Source organism: Burkholderia sp. MSHR3999 (genome assembly GCF_000833595.1).
Taxonomy (GTDB): Bacteria; Pseudomonadota; Gammaproteobacteria; order Burkholderiales; family Burkholderiaceae; genus Burkholderia; species Burkholderia ubonensis.
In genome coordinates this window covers 455,985-470,659 of sequence record NZ_JRFO01000006.1, presented here as the reverse complement: position 1 = coordinate 470,659, position 14,675 = coordinate 455,985, and the positions used below count along the sequence as shown (strand labels likewise).

General features: G+C 70.0%; 14 protein-coding genes. 11 read left to right on the top strand and 3 right to left on the bottom strand.

Features of this window, described 5'->3' with window-relative positions; translation table 11 throughout:
- Window positions 1-48: 48 nt before the first annotated feature.
- The 5 genes from fba (at window position 49) to KY49_RS19385 (ending at window position 5,080) form a co-directional block, all read left to right on the top strand.
- The gene (gene fba, locus KY49_RS19405) at window positions 49-1,113 is read left to right on the top strand and encodes a class II fructose-bisphosphate aldolase (RefSeq protein ID WP_042586209.1); all 1,065 of its coding nucleotides are present in this window, start codon (window positions 49-51) and stop codon (window positions 1,111-1,113) included.
- 198 nt (window positions 1,114-1,311) lie between these two features.
- The gene (locus KY49_RS19400) at window positions 1,312-2,202 is read left to right on the top strand and encodes a phosphoribosylaminoimidazolesuccinocarboxamide synthase (RefSeq protein WP_010090810.1); all 891 of its coding nucleotides are present in this window, start codon (window positions 1,312-1,314) and stop codon (window positions 2,200-2,202) included.
- Between the two features lie 19 nt (window positions 2,203-2,221).
- Complete coding sequence (purE, locus tag KY49_RS19395; RefSeq protein ID WP_006763511.1) at window positions 2,222-2,743, top strand: 5-(carboxyamino)imidazole ribonucleotide mutase; 522 nt, start codon at window positions 2,222-2,224, stop codon at window positions 2,741-2,743.
- A gap of 103 nt (window positions 2,744-2,846) precedes the next feature.
- Window positions 2,847-4,040, top strand: coding sequence for a 5-(carboxyamino)imidazole ribonucleotide synthase (locus KY49_RS19390; RefSeq protein WP_042586208.1), 1,194 nt, complete (start codon window positions 2,847-2,849; stop codon window positions 4,038-4,040).
- A gap of 11 nt (window positions 4,041-4,051) precedes the next feature.
- Window positions 4,052-5,080, top strand: coding sequence for an L-threonylcarbamoyladenylate synthase (locus KY49_RS19385; protein ID WP_042586207.1), 1,029 nt, complete (start codon window positions 4,052-4,054; stop codon window positions 5,078-5,080).
- A gap of 100 nt (window positions 5,081-5,180) precedes the next feature.
- Here the strand turns inward: KY49_RS19385 and KY49_RS19380 are convergent, their stop codons facing one another.
- From KY49_RS19380 to dacB, 3 genes are all read right to left on the bottom strand, one after another.
- Window positions 5,181-6,311 carry an SGNH/GDSL hydrolase family protein gene (locus KY49_RS19380; RefSeq protein WP_042586206.1) on the bottom strand — a complete coding sequence of 377 codons (1,131 nt, stop codon included), beginning with the start codon at window positions 6,309-6,311 and terminating at the stop codon, window positions 5,181-5,183.
- A 93-nt stretch (window positions 6,312-6,404) separates the two neighbouring features.
- Window positions 6,405-7,322, bottom strand: a complete 918-nt coding sequence (locus KY49_RS19375) for a sterol desaturase family protein (protein ID WP_042586205.1) — start codon at window positions 7,320-7,322, stop codon at window positions 6,405-6,407.
- Window positions 7,323-7,525: 203 nt separating this feature from the next.
- Window positions 7,526-9,046, bottom strand: coding sequence for a D-alanyl-D-alanine carboxypeptidase/D-alanyl-D-alanine endopeptidase (gene dacB / locus KY49_RS19370; RefSeq protein ID WP_042586204.1), 1,521 nt, complete (start codon window positions 9,044-9,046; stop codon window positions 7,526-7,528).
- A 180-nt stretch (window positions 9,047-9,226) separates the two neighbouring features.
- Here dacB and KY49_RS19365 point away from each other — a divergent pair, with 180 nt between their 5' ends.
- The 6 genes from KY49_RS19365 (at window position 9,227) to KY49_RS19340 (ending at window position 14,634) form a co-directional block, all read left to right on the top strand.
- Window positions 9,227-9,889 (top strand): response regulator, encoded by a 663-nt coding sequence (locus KY49_RS19365; protein WP_042586869.1) that lies wholly within the window; start codon window positions 9,227-9,229, stop codon window positions 9,887-9,889.
- Between the two features lie 3 nt (window positions 9,890-9,892).
- The gene (locus tag KY49_RS19360) at window positions 9,893-11,239 is read left to right on the top strand and encodes an ATP-binding protein (RefSeq protein WP_042586203.1); all 1,347 of its coding nucleotides are present in this window, start codon (window positions 9,893-9,895) and stop codon (window positions 11,237-11,239) included.
- 140 nt (window positions 11,240-11,379) lie between these two features.
- Complete coding sequence (locus KY49_RS19355) at window positions 11,380-12,864, top strand: DegQ family serine endoprotease (protein WP_042586202.1); 1,485 nt, start codon at window positions 11,380-11,382, stop codon at window positions 12,862-12,864.
- A 69-nt stretch (window positions 12,865-12,933) separates the two neighbouring features.
- The gene (locus KY49_RS19350) at window positions 12,934-13,371 is read left to right on the top strand and encodes a carboxypeptidase-like regulatory domain-containing protein (protein WP_042586201.1); all 438 of its coding nucleotides are present in this window, start codon (window positions 12,934-12,936) and stop codon (window positions 13,369-13,371) included.
- Window positions 13,372-13,539: 168 nt separating this feature from the next.
- The gene (locus KY49_RS19345) at window positions 13,540-13,899 is read left to right on the top strand and encodes a DUF427 domain-containing protein (protein ID WP_042586200.1); all 360 of its coding nucleotides are present in this window, start codon (window positions 13,540-13,542) and stop codon (window positions 13,897-13,899) included.
- Between the two features lie 27 nt (window positions 13,900-13,926).
- Window positions 13,927-14,634 carry a CoxG family protein gene (locus KY49_RS19340; RefSeq protein WP_042586199.1) on the top strand — a complete coding sequence of 236 codons (708 nt, stop codon included), beginning with the start codon at window positions 13,927-13,929 and terminating at the stop codon, window positions 14,632-14,634.
- Window positions 14,635-14,675 lie beyond the last annotated feature (41 nt).

Below are 14,675 nucleotides of genomic sequence, written 5' to 3'. Positions count from 1 at the left end.
CCGCGCCGGCGCTCAGGGCGCACCGGTTTTCATTCAAGGAGTTCCACAATGCCTCTCGTATCAATGCGTCAATTGCTGGACCACGCGGCAGAGCACGGCTACGGCCTGCCGGCCTTCAACGTGAACAACCTGGAGCAGGTGCAGGCGATCATGGCGGCGGCGGACCAGGTGGGCGCACCCGTGATCATGCAGGCATCGGCAGGCGCGCGTAAGTATGCGGGCGAGCCGTTCCTGCGCCACCTGATCGAAGCGGCGGTCGAGTCGTATCCGCACATCCCGGTCGTGATGCACCAGGACCACGGCCAGTCGCCGGCGGTCTGCATGGCGGCGATCCGCAGCGGCTTCACCAGCGTGATGATGGACGGTTCGCTCGAGGCGGACGGCAAGACGGTCGCATCGTACGAGTACAACGTCGACGTGTCGCGCAAGGTCGTCGAGATGGCGCACTCGATCGGCGTGACGGTCGAGGCGGAACTCGGCGTGCTCGGCTCGCTCGAGACGATGAAGGGCGACAAGGAAGACGGCCACGGCGCCGAGGGCACGATGACCCGCGAGCAGCTGCTGACCGATCCGGAGCAGGCTGCCGACTTCGTGAAGCTCACGCAGTGCGATGCGCTCGCGATCGCGATCGGCACGTCGCACGGCGCGTACAAGTTCTCGAAGAAGCCGACGGGCGACATCCTGTCGATCCAGCGCATCAAGGAAATCCACGCGCGCATCCCGAACACGCACCTCGTGATGCACGGTTCGTCGTCGGTGCCGCAGGAGCTGCTGGAAGAGATCCGCCAGTTCGGCGGCGACATGAAGGAAACCTACGGCGTGCCGGTCGAGGAAATCCAGGAAGGCATCAAGCACGGCGTGCGCAAGATCAACATCGACACCGACCTGCGTCTCGCGATCACCGGCGCGATCCGCCGCTACCTGTTCGAGAACCCGGGCAAGTTCGATCCGCGCGACTACCTGAAGCCGGCGCGCGAAGCGGCGAAGAAGGTCTGCGTCGACCGCTATCTCGCGTTCGGCTGCGAAGGCCAGGCCGGCAAGATCAAGCCGGTGTCGCTCGACAAGATCGCCGAGAAGTACAAGGCAGGCGAGCTCGCGCAGGTCGTGCGCTGAGACTGTAGTACGATCCGGGGCTGCCGGCCGGCGGATGTCCGCCGGCCGTGACCGTCCCGCCGGCCGAAAAAGGGCCGGCCGGCGCCGCCCGGGCCTTGCCGCCCGGCCGCACGCCGAAGTATCGCAAGGCCGCCGTTCCCGCCAGCCGCGGGGAACGGCGTTTCCCTTTTTGTTTGGCTCCTTATCTGCGAAAAGACGATGTCTACCCTCTACGAATCCACGCTCCGCTCGCTGCCGCTCCTCGGTCGCGGCAAGGTCCGCGACAACTACGCGGTCGGCAACGACAAGCTCCTGATCGTCACGACCGACCGCCTGTCGGCATTCGACGTGATCATGGGCGAGCCGATTCCGAACAAGGGCCGCGTGCTGAACCAGATGGCGAACTTCTGGTTCGACAAGCTCGCGCATATCGTCCCGAACCACCTGACGGGCGACGCGCCGGAAGCGGTCGTCGCGGCCGACGAGGTCGAGCAGGTCAAGGGCCGTGGCGTGGTCGTCAAGCGCCTCGAGCCGATCCTCATCGAAGCCGTCGTGCGCGGCTACCTGGCCGGCAGCGGCTGGAAGGAATACCAGGAAAGCGGCGCCGTGTGCGGCGTCAAGCTGCCGGAAGGCCTGCAGAACGCGCAGAAGCTGCCCGAGCCGATCTTCACGCCGGCCGCGAAGGCCGAGATGGGCGAGCACGACGAGAACATCACGTTCGAGGAAACCGAGCGCCGCATCGGCACCGAGCTGGCCGCGACGATCCGCGACATCTCGATCAAGCTGTACAAGGAAGCGGCCGACTACGCGGCGACGCGCGGCATCATCATCGCCGACACGAAGTTCGAATTCGGCCTCGACAACCACGGCAAGCTGTACCTGATGGACGAAGTGCTGACGGCCGATTCGTCGCGCTTCTGGCCGGCCGACCAGTACCAGGTCGGCACCAACCCGCCGTCGTTCGACAAGCAGTTCGTGCGCGACTGGCTCGAGGCGCAGCCGTGGGGCAAGACGGCGCCGGCGCCGGCGCTGCCGGCCGACGTCGTCGAGAAGACGGCCGCGAAATATCAGGAAGCGCTCGAGCGCATCACCGGCCAGCCGCTCGCCTGAGCATCGACGGGAACACGAAATGAGTGAAGTCCAGACTGCCCACACGCACAGCGCGCCGCTCGTCGGCGTGCTGATGGGTTCGAGTTCCGACTGGGACGTGATGAAGCACGCGGTGGCCATCCTGCAGGAGTTCGGCGTGCCGTACGAGGCGAAGGTCGTGTCCGCGCACCGGATGCCCGACGAGATGTTCGACTATGCGGAGAAGGCGCGCGAGCGCGGCCTGCGCGCGATCATCGCCGGCGCGGGCGGCGCGGCGCACCTGCCGGGCATGCTCGCCGCGAAGACGACGGTGCCGGTGCTCGGCGTGCCGGTCGCGAGCAAGTACCTGAAGGGCGTCGATTCGCTGCACTCGATCGTGCAGATGCCGAAGGGCGTGCCGGTCGCGACCTTCGCGATCGGCGAGGCCGGCGCGGCGAACGCGGCGCTGTTCGCGGTGTCGATCCTGTCCGGCACGTCGGCCGACTACGCGAACCGGCTCGCCGCGTTCCGCGTGCGCCAGAACGAGGCCGCGCACGCGATGGTGCTGCCGCCGCTGGAATGAATGCAACGGGCCGCCCGGATCAGGGCTGCCCGGCAACCGGGCAGTCGAACCCGGATTGTCCTCACTGCGGCGGGCGCGCTGCCCGCCGTGACCGACCACTGACATGACCACTTCTCAATCCACTTCCCCGATCCTGCCCGGCGCCTGGCTGGGCATGGTCGGCGGCGGCCAGCTCGGCCGCATGTTCTGCTTCGCCGCGCAAGCGATGGGCTACCGCGTCGCCGTACTCGATCCCGATCCGACGAGCCCCGCCGGCGCGGTCGCCGACCGCCACCTGCGCGCGGCGTACGACGATGAAGCCGCGCTCGCCGAACTGGCGGCGCTGTGCGACGCGGTGTCGACCGAGTTCGAGAACGTCCCGGCCGCGAGCCTCGATTTCCTCGCGCGCACGACGTTCGTCGCGCCGGCCGGCCGCTGCGTCGCGGTCGCGCAGGACCGGATCGCGGAGAAGCGGTTCATCGAGGCGTCCGGCGTCCCGGTCGCGCCGCATGTCGTGATCGAATCGGCCGCGGCGCTCGCCGCGCTCGACGATGCGGCGCTCGACGCGGTGCTGCCGGGCATCCTGAAGACCGCGCGGCTCGGCTACGACGGCAAGGGGCAGGTGCGGGTGAGCAGCGCGCGGGAAGCGCGCGACGCGCACGCGGCGCTCGGCGGCGTGCCGTGCGTGCTGGAGAAGCGCCTGCCGCTGAAGTACGAGGTGTCGGCGCTGATCGCGCGCGGCGCCGACGGCCGCTCGGCCGCGTTCCCGCTCGCGCAGAACACGCACCACGCGGGCATCCTGTCGCTGACGGTCGTGCCGGCGCCGGCCGCCGATGCCGCGCTCGTCGAGAAGGCGCAGCAGGCCGCGGTGCGGATCGCCGACACGCTCGGCTACGTCGGCGTGCTGTGCGTCGAATTCTTCGTGCTCGAGGACGGCTCGTTCGTCGCGAACGAGATGGCGCCGCGTCCGCACAATTCCGGCCACTACACGGTCGATGCGTGCGCGACGAGCCAGTTCGAGCAGCAGGTGCGCGCGATGACGCGCATGCCGCTCGGCAACCCGCGCCAGCATTCGCCGGCCGCGATGCTGAACATCCTCGGCGACGTGTGGTTCCCGGACGGCGCCGCGGGCGTGTGCGTCACGCCGCCGTGGGACCAGGTCGCCGCGATGCCGGCCGCGCATCTGCACCTGTACGGCAAGGAAGAGGCGCGCGTCGGCCGCAAGATGGGCCACGTGAACTTCACGGCCGCGACGCGCGACGACGCGCTCGGCGCGGCCACCGCGTGCGCGCAGCTGCTGCGCGTGCCGCTCGACTGAGCGCTGTGCCGATGTCCAGCGATCTCCCGAAGTCCGTGACGCGCGCGCAGATCGACGCCGCCGCCGCGCTGCTCGATGCGGGCCAGCTCGTCGCGTTTCCGACCGAAACCGTCTACGGGCTCGGCGGCGACGCGGCCAATCCCGAGGCCGTCGCGCGCATCTATGCGGCGAAGGGCCGGCCGGCGAATCATCCGGTGATCGTGCACCTGCCGCCGGGCGGCGATCCGGGCTACTGGGTCGAAGCCTTGCCCGACGATGCGCGCAAGCTGATCGACGCGTTCTGGCCCGGCCCGCTGACGCTGATCCTGAAGCGCCATCCGCGCATTCCGGACGCCGTGAGCGGCGGGCAGGACTCGGTCGGCCTGCGCTGCCCGTCGCACCCGGTCGCGCAGGCGCTGCTGGACGCGTTCAGCGCGCGGCGCGGCGGGCACGGCGGGGTGGCGGCGCCGTCCGCGAACCGCTTTGGGCACGTGAGCCCGACGACCGCGCAGCACGTGCGCGACGAGTTCGGCGACACGGTGCACGTGCTCGACGGCGGGCCGTCGGAAGTCGGCATCGAATCGACGATCCTCGACCTGTCGCGCGGCTTCCCGGCGCTGCTGCGCCCGGGTCATGTGACGCCGCAGCAGATCGCGGACGTGCTCGGCCGCGCGCCGCGGCTGCCGGACGGCAGCGACGCGACCGCGCCGCGCGCGTCCGGCACGCTGAAGGCGCATTACGCGCCGCGCACGCCGCTCGCGCTGCTGCCGTTCGATCAACTGGAGCCGCTGCTCGCCGCCGCGCACGCGGCCGGCGAACGGGTCGCGCTGGTCGCGCGCGCATCGCGCGCGGGCCGCTGGGCGCAGGCCGCCGACGTGCATTTCATCGCCGCGCCGGAAGATCCGCAGGCGTATGCGCACGCGCTCTACGGGATGCTGCGCGCGCTCGACCGGGCGGACGTCGCGCGGATCCTCGTCGAGAAGCTGCCCGACACCGTCGAATGGATCGCGGTCAACGACCGGCTCGGCCGCGCGGCGGCCGCGTTCGAAGCGCAGGGGTAAGGGCGCGGGCGGTTGCCGCGGCGGCATTCGCGGACGAGATGAAAAGAAAACGCCCGACCGGCGAGAACCGGTCGGGCGTTTTTCGTTGCGTGCGTCGCGCTTACTTGCCGACGCCGGTCGATGCGATCTGCTGCTCGACGAACTGCGCGAACAGCGCGTGCAGGCGCGTCGTCGGGTGGACCGTGTCGGCGAACATGTAGGTCTGGTCCGCGTTCGCCGTCGTGTAGGTCTGCGGCGAGCAGAACAGCGACGAGCCGAAGGCCGTCGGCACCGGCGCGCCGAACTTCGTTGCTGCGGCCACCATTGCCTTCAGGTTGCACGCGGTGTCGGTGTTCGACACGGCGAAGCCGTTCGCCTGATAGTTGGCTGCGATGCCGTCCTGCCACGTGAACACGTCGACCAGCTTGTACTTCGTCGGATCGACCTTCAGCGCGGCCAGCGTGCCGGCGAGCGTCTGGTTGAACAGCCCCGACAGCTGCGTGAAGGTTGCCTGCGTGCCGCCTTGCAGCGCGAGCGGCGTGCCGCCGATGTCCGGGATGTTCGACACGAACACGTGCGTGCCGCCTGCGGCGACGATCTGCTGGACGAGCCCCCCGAGCTGCTGCGCGGCCAGGCCGATCGCCTGCGCGGCCGCGAGTTGCGCGGCCGGCGTGTTGCCCTGCGCCTGCGCGACCTGCGCCTGGTAGAAGATGTCGTTCGCGCCGCCGTTGATCAGCACGATCTGGCCGGCGTTGAAGTTGCCGTGCTGCGACAGGTACTGCTTGACCTGGTCGGCGATCGGCGTCGTCGTCGCCTGCGCGAAGTCGGAATTCGGCACGCTCGCGTCCGCGTGGCCGATGCCCGGCTGCAGCGTGACGCGCGAGCCGCCCTGTGCATAGCCGAGGCCGCCCGTCGCCTGCAGCGGGATGCCGAAGCCGCCCTGGTTGGCGGGCTGCAGCGTGTCGCCGTAGTAATTCGCGACGTTCTGCGTCCAGACCTGCCCCGGGTTGGTCGTGAAGCGCCCGCCGCCGAAGCCGAGCAGGATCTGCGAATAGGTGCCGACGTCGGACAGGCTGTCGCCGAACGACACGATCTGCATCTTCACGCCGGACGGCGGCGCGGCGGGCGCGTTGTTGTCGTCGCCGCCGCCGCATGCGGCGAGCAGCGCGAACGCGGCGCCTGCGATCGCAACCTGGGCGGTGCGCAGCAGGCGGTGCCGTGCGCGGGACGGTGCGGTTCGTTGTGGTTGCATCGATCGATCTCCTCGTTGATATGGCCTGATGTTTCGCATCTGCCGCATGCCCGCTCAGGTCCGGGTCGCGGCGGCCGTTGGCTGAAAGTTGTTCTAGCTTGACCGGTTCGCGCCTGCGGGCGGCGCCGTGCGCGGATCGTCAGCGGCGGCGCCAGCGATTCGTGCATGATAAGCGCTCGCCCATTCGGGCGGCCCGAAAACCGCGCGCAGCTTGTTGCGCCATCCGGGCACGCGCCACGCATCGGCGGCCATCGAGCCCCACTCGTGGAACGTCGCGACGAGCGGGTTGTTCGAGCCGAGCCGCTCGACGATCCCGTATTGGGGCGGGTCGGCCGGCGTCTCCTCGACGAAGCTGCCGAACAGCCGATCCCAGATCACGAGCACGCCCGCATAGTTGCGGTCGATGTAGCGCGGGTTGCGCGCATGGTGCGCGCGATGGATCGACGGCGTGTTGAAGACGTATTCGATCCAGCCGAGCTTGCCGAACGCCTGCGTATGCACGAAGAACTGGAACGCGAGGTTGATCAGCACGATGCCGACGATCTGCTGCGGCGGAAAGCCGAGCAGCGCGAGCGGCAGCCAGAACGCCCACATGCCGGCGACCGGATACATCAGGCTCTGGCGCATCGCGGTCGAGAAATTCATCCGCTCGGACGAGTGGTGCACGACGTGCGCGGCCCACAGCCAGCGCACGCGGTGGCTTGCGCGATGGAACACGTAGTAGAGGAGGTCCTGTGCGACGAACAGCACGGCGAACGACAGCCAGCCGTCCTGCCACGTGAAGAGGCGGTAGTACCGGTAGCAGTACGCGTACACGGGAATCACGAACAGCCACGCGACCTTGTCCGCGCCCTGGTGCATCAGCGCGAGCGCGGCGTTGCACAGCGTGTCCCGCCAGGCGTAGACGGCGGCCTGCGGACGGGTGCGGGCGAAGTGCCGGGCCTCCCAGCCGATGCAGAGCAGGAAGACGGGCGCCAGCGCGAGCAGAAGCAATTCGACGTCGAATCGCATGGGCGTGTCTCCTCCTTCTTTCCCCTGCAAGTCTCGTGGCCGGGCAGTCGCCCGATTGTGAATATGGGTCAGGCGACAGCCTACGCAATCGGGTCGCGCTAGGCGAGGGGGGAGCGTAGAGGGTTCCCTCAGAGGACAGGGTTTCTACCGAAGCCGCGCCGTGCGGGGCTGCGCGGTGCGGCCCCGTTTTGCCGGCGCGGCCGTCAGCGCGCGCCCGCGTAGATCCATTCGAGCAGGCTGTCGTGCGCGGCGCGCGCGGCTTCCGCGTGATCGTCGTTGATGAAGCTGACGACGACGTAGCTCTGGCCGTCCGCGCCCGCGACGTAGCCGGCGATCGCGCGCACGTCGCGCAGCGTGCCGGTCTTGATGTGCGCGTTGCCGAGCACGCCCGCGCTCGTGAGCCGGTTCTTCATCGTGCCGTCGATGCCGGCGATCGGCAGCGAATCGATGAACGCCTGCGCGACCGGGCTCGCGTTCGCGGCCTGCAGCAGCGCGGCGAGCGACTGCGCGCTCACGTGCTCGTCGCGCGACAGGCCCGAGCCGTTGTCGAGCACGAGCTCCGGCATCGCGATGCCGCCTTTCTGCAGGAACGCGCGGATCACGCGGCTCGACTGCTCGGGCGTCGCGGGCGGCTTGCCGCGTTCCGCGCCGATCGTCAGGAACAGGTTGCGCGCCATCACGTTGTTGCTGAACTTGTTGATGTCGTAGACGACGCTGCCGAGCACCGGGCTGTGGTGCACGGCGACGGGCCGCGCGCTCGTCGGCACCTTGCCCTCGCTCACGGGGCCCGCGATGGTGCCGCCGTCCTGCTGCCACAGCGCGAGGAAGCCGCGCGCGAAGAACGTCGAGTGGTCGAGGATCGCGAGGTTGGTCGTGCGCGCGCCGCAGCGCAGCGGATAGTCGCCCGCGAACGACGCGGTCAGCATGCCGTCGCCGGCCGTCAGCGTCGGGCGCGCCGCGGCCGACGCCGCGCCGCACGAGCCGTTGCCTTCATGGAGCTGGTTGTCGATCGACAGGTTCGCGAGCGGCGGCAGCACGTCGATCGCGACCTTGCCGTCGTCGCCCGGCGTCAGCGTGAACGAGACGGCCTTGAACGCGTACAGCAGCGGGTCGGGGCCGACGTTGTACGGCGCGCTCGCGTCGTCGTCGAACGCCGGCAGGTCGCGCGTCGATGCCGCGAAATAGGTCTTGTCGAGCACGAGGCCGCCGCTCACGCGCTTGATGCCGGCCTTGCGGATCTTGTCGACGAGGTCGATCAGCTCCTCCGGCACGAGCTTCGGATCGCCGGTGCCCTTGATGTACAGGTTGCCCTGCAGCGTGCCGTCCGGGTCGAGCGTGCCGTCCGCATAGGCGGACGTGCGCCAGCGGAAGTCGGGGCCGAGGATCGACAGGCCCGAGAAGGTCGTGACGAGCTTCATCGTCGATGCCGGCAGCATCGGGCGGCTCGCGTTCCACGCGACGAGCGGCTCCGGATCGCCTACCCGCTCGACGACGACGCTCATCGCCGACGCGGGCACCTTCGCGCGCTGCAGCGCGACCAGCACGGACGGCGGCAGGCCGGCCGCGCGCGCGGCGGCGGACACGACGGGCGGCTTGTGCGGCTTCTTGCGGGCTTGCGCGGGCGGCGCGAACGACAGGGCGGTACAGGCGGCGAGGACGGCGGCGGCGCGCAGGCAGAGGCGGGCGCGGGGCGCGAACCGGGCGGCGAGGACGGAAATCGGCATGGACGAATACGGGAAAGCGGGTGCGTGAGCGAGGCGCGCGCGGCGCCGAAGCGCACATTGTAGAGACAAGTTGGGTCGGATCCGATGAAACCGCCGGGGTGTGGCGCGCGATGCCGCGCACGCAATCCGCGGCGCTACAATGCTCGGCATGATTCACTCGTCCCACGGATGCCGACCCAGATGCGGATATTGCTTGTCGAAGACGACCGGATGATCGCCGAGGGCGTGCGCAAGGCGCTGCGCTCGGACGGCTTCGCGGTCGACTGGGTGCAGGACGGCGACGCGGCGCTCACCGCGCTCGGCGGCGAGACGTACGACCTGTTGCTGCTCGATCTGGGCCTGCCGAAGCGCGACGGCATCGACGTGCTGCGCACGCTGCGCGCGCGCGGGCTGGCGCTGCCGGTGCTGATCGTCACCGCGCGCGACGCGATCGCCGATCGCGTGAAGGGGCTCGACGCGGGCGCCGACGACTACCTGATCAAGCCGTTCGATCTCGACGAGCTGGGCGCGCGGATGCGCGCGCTGATCCGCCGCCAGGCGGGGCGCAGCGAGTCGCTGATCCGCCACGGCGCGCTGACGCTCGATCCCGCTTCGCATCAGGTGACGCTCGACGGCTCGCCCGTCGCGCTGTCGGCGCGCGAGTTCGCGCTGCTCGAGGCGCTGCTCGCGCGGCCCGGCGCGGTGCTGTCGAAGAGCCAGCTCGAGGAGAAGATGTACGGCTGGGGCGAGGAGATCGGCAGCAACACCGTCGAGGTCTACATCCACGCGCTGCGCAAGAAGCTCGGCTCGGACCTGATCCGCAACGTGCGCGGGCTCGGCTACATGGTCGTCAAGGAAAGCTGACGCGTGAGGTCGATCCGTCATCAATTGCTGATCTGGCTGCTGGCGATCGTCGTCGCCGGCGTGGGCCTCGCCGGCTGGCTGATCTACCGGCAGGCGCTCGCGGAGGCGAACGAGCTGTTCGACTACCAGCTGCAGGAGATCGCCGCGGCGCTGCCGTCCGAGCCGTTCTCGCAGGTGTTCGGCTCGCGCACCAACGGCGACGAAGGCATCGTGATCCAGATCTGGAACCGCAACGGCGTGCTGATGTACTTCTCGCATCCGCGCGCGCCGATCGCGCCGCGCGCCGAGCTCGGCTTCTCGACCGAGCGCACCGACCGCGGCGAATGGCGCGTGTACGGCGCGATCGTCGGCGACAACGTCGTGCAGCTCGCGCAGCCGGTGTCGGTGCGCAACCGGCTCGCGGCGAACGTCGCGCTGCGCACGCTGTGGCCGCTGATCGTGCTGCTGCCGTTCCTCGGCGCGGCCGTGTGGATGATCGTCGGGCGCGGGCTCGCGCCGCTGCGCCGCGTGACGCGCGCAGTCGAGGCGCGCCGGCCCGAGGCGCTCGATCCGCTGCCCGATGCGCCGCTGCCGCTCGAGGTGCAGCCGCTCGTGCATGCGCTCAACGGGCTGCTCGCGCGGCTGTCGGCGGCGCTCGACACGCAGAAGGCGTTCGTGGCCGACGCCGCGCACGAGCTGCGCACGCCGCTCGCGGCCGTGCAGATCCAGGCGCAGCTCGTCGGGCGCGCGAAGGACGACGCGTCGCGCCGCGAGGCGCTCGCCGACCTGCAGGACGGCGTCACGCGCGCGACGCGCCTCGCGGAACAGCTGCTCGCGCTCGCCCGCTCGGAACCGGACGGCGGGACGGTGCGCGAGGCGGTCGACCTGCAGGCGCTGCTCGCCGAATGCGCGGCCGCGCACGCGCCGCTCGCGCAGCGGCGCGGCATCGACCTCGGCTTCGAGGAGTCGCAGCCCGCGCGGGTCGTCGCCGATGTTGCCGCGCTGCGCGTGATGTTCGGCAACCTGCTCGACAACGCGGTCAAGTACACGCCCGACGGCGGCCGCATCGACGTGTCGCTGATGCGCGACGCGGCCGGCCGCGCGTGCGTGCAGATCGGCGACAGCGGCCCGGGCATCCCGGCCGAGGAGCGCGAGCGCGTGTTCGACCGCTTCTACCGCGACAGCTCCGCGCGGGCCCGCACCGACGTGTCGGGCAGCGGGCTCGGCCTCGCGATCGTCAAGCGCGTTGCGGCGCAGCAGGGCGCGACGGTGACGCTCGGCGACGCGGCGGCGGGCGGCCTGCTCGTCAGCGTCGTGTTCCGCAACGCCGAGATGCCGGCCGAGACGCCGCGCCAGTCCGAGCCGGTGTGAAGGAGGCGGATTGGGCAGGATCGGCGCAGAAGGCCGTCCGCACGCCTTCCGGCGGTGGTTTAAGCCCCGTTTAAGGCTGATTAAGCCTCCTTTAAGTCAGGGTCGTTACGCTGCGTTGTAACAAAAGAGGAGGTCCTACGATGAACACCCGATTCCTTGCGCGCGGCGCCGTTGCCGTCGCGGTGGCGGCCGCGCTGTCCGCCGGCTACGTGGCGGGCACCCGGCGTGCCGATCCGCAGATCATCACGCCCGCGCAGGCGGCCGCGCTGATGCCGGCCGAAGCGGCCGCGAAGACGGGCATTCCCGATTTCTCCGGGCTCGTCGAGACCTACGGCCCGGCGGTCGTGAACATCAGCGCGAAGCACGTGGTGAAGCAGACCGCGCGGCGCATGCAGCAGCCGCAGCTGCCGATCGACCCGAGCGACCCGTTCTACCAGTTCTTCAAGCACTTCTACGGCCAGATGCCCGGCATGGGCGGCGACGCGCAGCCGGACGAGCAGCCGAGCGCGAGCCTCGGCTCCGGGTTCATCGTCAGCGCGGACGGCTATATCCTGACGAATGCGCACGTGATCGACGGCGCGAACGTCGTCACCGTGAAGCTGACCGACAAGCGCGAGTACAAGGCGAAGGTCGTCGGCGCGGACAAGCAGTCCGACGTCGCGGTGCTGAAGATCGACGCGAGCGGGCTGCCGATCGTGAAGATCGGCGATCCGGCGCAGAGCAAGGTCGGCCAGTGGGTGGTCGCGATCGGCTCGCCGTACGGCTTCGACAACACGGTGACCTCCGGCATCATCAGCGCGAAGTCGCGCGCGCTGCCCGACGAGAACTACACGCCGTTCATCCAGACCGACGTGCCGGTCAACCCCGGCAACTCGGGCGGCCCGCTGTTCAACCTGAAGGGCGAGGTGATCGGCATCAACTCGATGATCTATTCGCAGACGGGCGGCTTCCAGGGCCTGTCGTTCGCGATCCCGATCAACGAGGCGATCAAGGTGAAGGACGAGCTGGTGAAGACGGGCCACGTGAGCCGCGGCCGCCTCGGCGTCGCGGTGCAGGGGCTGAACCAGACGCTGGCCAGCTCGTTCGGGCTGCCGAAGCCGGACGGCGCGCTCGTCAGCTCGGTCGACCCGAACGGCCCGGCCGCGAAGGCGGGCCTGCAGCCGGGCGACGTGATCCTGGCGGTCAACGGCGTGCCGGTGGCCGATTCGACGACGCTGCCGTCGCAGATCGCGAGCTTCAAGCCCGGCTCCAAGGCCGACCTGCAGATCTGGCGCGACAAGTCGAAGAAGACGGTCAGCGTGACGCTCGGCTCGATGGCCGACGCCAAGGTCGCGTCGAACGACGGCGGTCCGGTCGAGCAGGGCCGGCTCGGCGTCGCGGTGCGGCCGCTGTCGCCGCAGGAGCGCAGCGCGACGCAGCTGTCGCACGGGCTGCTGGTCCAGCAGGCGGGCGGCCCTGCCGCGAGCGCGGGCATCCAGCCGGGCGACGTGATCCTCGCGGTGAACGGCCGGCCGGTGACGAGCCCCGAACAGCTGCGCGACGCGGTGAAGGGCGCCGGCAACAGCCTCGCGCTGCTGATCCAGCGCGACAATGCGCAGATCTTCGTGCCGGTCGACCTGAGCTGACCGGCACGCGCCGCCGGCCCGCCGCCGGCGGCGCGAACAGGCCTCGGTTCCGATCCAAAGGAGAGTGCCATGCAACATCCACGCAGCATGTCCCGATTCGCGATCGCCGCGGCGCTGGCCGTCGGCGTTGCGGCCGGCGCAACCGGCGCATACGCGCAGTCGGACGGCCTGCCCGCCGCGCGTCAACAGGGCGACGTCAGCTTCGTGTCCGGCGGCGTCGGGCAGGACGAATCGACGGCGTTCCAGCGCAACGAAGCCGCGTGGCCGCTCGCGCTGCGCTTCACGGGGGCGGGCGGCGAGTTCCTGGCCGACGTCCACGTGCGGATTACCGACGCGAAAGGCGCCGAAGTGCTGAAGACCGACGCGCACGGGCCGTACATGCTCGTGAAGCTGCCGCCGGGCCGCTACACGGTGCAGGCGTCGTACCAGGGCAAGGACGAGACGCGCAGCGTCACGGTGACCGCGAAGGGCGGCGCGAGGCAGGCGTTCACCTGGTCCGCGAAATAGACGGCAATGAGAGACGGCAATGAGCCGGCAATGCCCGGTTGGTGGCGACAGTCGCGCAATTCGTGCGACTTTCGCCGATAATGAAAGCCACGGCGCCCGCGCCGTGGCTTTTGTGCTTCTTGGTGCGTACCCCGGCCCGCCTGCCGGGCCGTCCGTAGGAGGAGATCGATGACCGCTGCAGCCGACCCTCGCCTCGAAATCGTGCCGAATCGCCATCGCGTGCGCGTGATTCATCGGGGGATTACGTACGCGGACACGCTCGGCGCGCTGACCGTGCGCGAGTCGGGCCTGCCGGACGTTTACTACCTGCCCCGCGCCGACGTCAACATGAGCCGGCTCGTGCGGTCGCGCCAGACGACCGTCTGCGGGCTGAAGGGGCAAGCGATCTATTTCGATTTGCAGACGGAAGACGGCGTGATCGAAAACGCCGCATGGAGTTACGAGGAACCGAAGTCGGCGGCGCTGGCGCTTGCGCGCTATGTCGCCTTCGATGCCGCGCGGGTCGACAGTCTCGTCGAGACGTCCTGAGCGGCAAGTGTTCATCGGGGAGGCATCATGGAACTGAACGACGCATTACGCGTGCCGCTTGCGCCGTCGGTCGTCCGGGACGCACTGGAGGACATCGCGCTGCTGCGCGCGAGTTTTGATCATTGTGAATCGTTCGTCGAGCTGACGCGCGGCGAGTACGCGCTGACGCTGACCGTGCCGCTCGGCCCGCTGCGGGCGCGCTACGACGTGCGCGCGCATGTCGCGAGCGAGCAGGGCGATGCGGAGGGGCAGCCGCGCCGGACCCTGAACTTCAAGGCGCGCGCCGACGGTATCGGCGCGCTGCGCGGCCAGATCGAAATCGTGCTGTTGCCGGAGTCGCACGACGCGAACGCGACCCGCGTCGAATACGTGCTGTGGGCGACCGCGACCGGGCCGCTCGCCGAGCTGCCGACGCGGCAGATCGAGAACGCGCTGCACGAATGGGCCGACGACTTCTTCGGCGAATTCTGCGCGGTGGTGCAGGCGAAGCACGGGCTTGCGCCGAACCGCGCGCGCACCACTGCGCATCGGCGCCAGCATGTGTTCCTGCGGCCGGCGTCGCTCGCGGGGACGGCGAAACGTCCGCCGCTGCAGCACCTCGGCGGCGCGCTGACCGGCCGGGCGGCCAGCGCGGTCCATCAACGCGAATCCTCTCCGGTGCCGGTCTGGGCGTGGGCGGCGATGATCGTGATCGTCGCGCTGCTGCTCTACGCGGCGCGCTGGTTCAACGGCTGAGCCCAACCCCGCGCAGGCCGCATCCCGCAGGCCGCCGCGCA

Coding starts and splice junctions, on each gene's coding strand:
- purE (WP_006763511.1), top strand. CDS start 2,222: ATGAGTGAAGTCCAGACTGCCCACACGCACAGCGCGCCGCTCGTCGGC.
- KY49_RS19400 (WP_010090810.1), top strand. CDS start 1,312: ATGTCTACCCTCTACGAATCCACGCTCCGCTCGCTGCCGCTCCTCGGT.
- KY49_RS19365 (WP_042586869.1), top strand. CDS start 9,227: ATGCGGATATTGCTTGTCGAAGACGACCGGATGATCGCCGAGGGCGTG.
- KY49_RS19385 (WP_042586207.1), top strand. CDS start 4,052: ATGTCCAGCGATCTCCCGAAGTCCGTGACGCGCGCGCAGATCGACGCC.
- KY49_RS19390 (WP_042586208.1), top strand. CDS start 2,847: ATGACCACTTCTCAATCCACTTCCCCGATCCTGCCCGGCGCCTGGCTG.
- fba (WP_042586209.1), top strand. CDS start 49: ATGCCTCTCGTATCAATGCGTCAATTGCTGGACCACGCGGCAGAGCAC.
- dacB (WP_042586204.1), bottom strand. CDS start 9,046: ATGCCGATTTCCGTCCTCGCCGCCCGGTTCGCGCCCCGCGCCCGCCTC.
- KY49_RS19345 (WP_042586200.1), top strand. CDS start 13,540: ATGACCGCTGCAGCCGACCCTCGCCTCGAAATCGTGCCGAATCGCCAT.
- KY49_RS19350 (WP_042586201.1), top strand. CDS start 12,934: ATGCAACATCCACGCAGCATGTCCCGATTCGCGATCGCCGCGGCGCTG.
- KY49_RS19380 (WP_042586206.1), bottom strand. CDS start 6,311: ATGCAACCACAACGAACCGCACCGTCCCGCGCACGGCACCGCCTGCTG.
- KY49_RS19375 (WP_042586205.1), bottom strand. CDS start 7,322: ATGCGATTCGACGTCGAATTGCTTCTGCTCGCGCTGGCGCCCGTCTTC.
- KY49_RS19355 (WP_042586202.1), top strand. CDS start 11,380: ATGAACACCCGATTCCTTGCGCGCGGCGCCGTTGCCGTCGCGGTGGCG.
- KY49_RS19340 (WP_042586199.1), top strand. CDS start 13,927: ATGGAACTGAACGACGCATTACGCGTGCCGCTTGCGCCGTCGGTCGTC.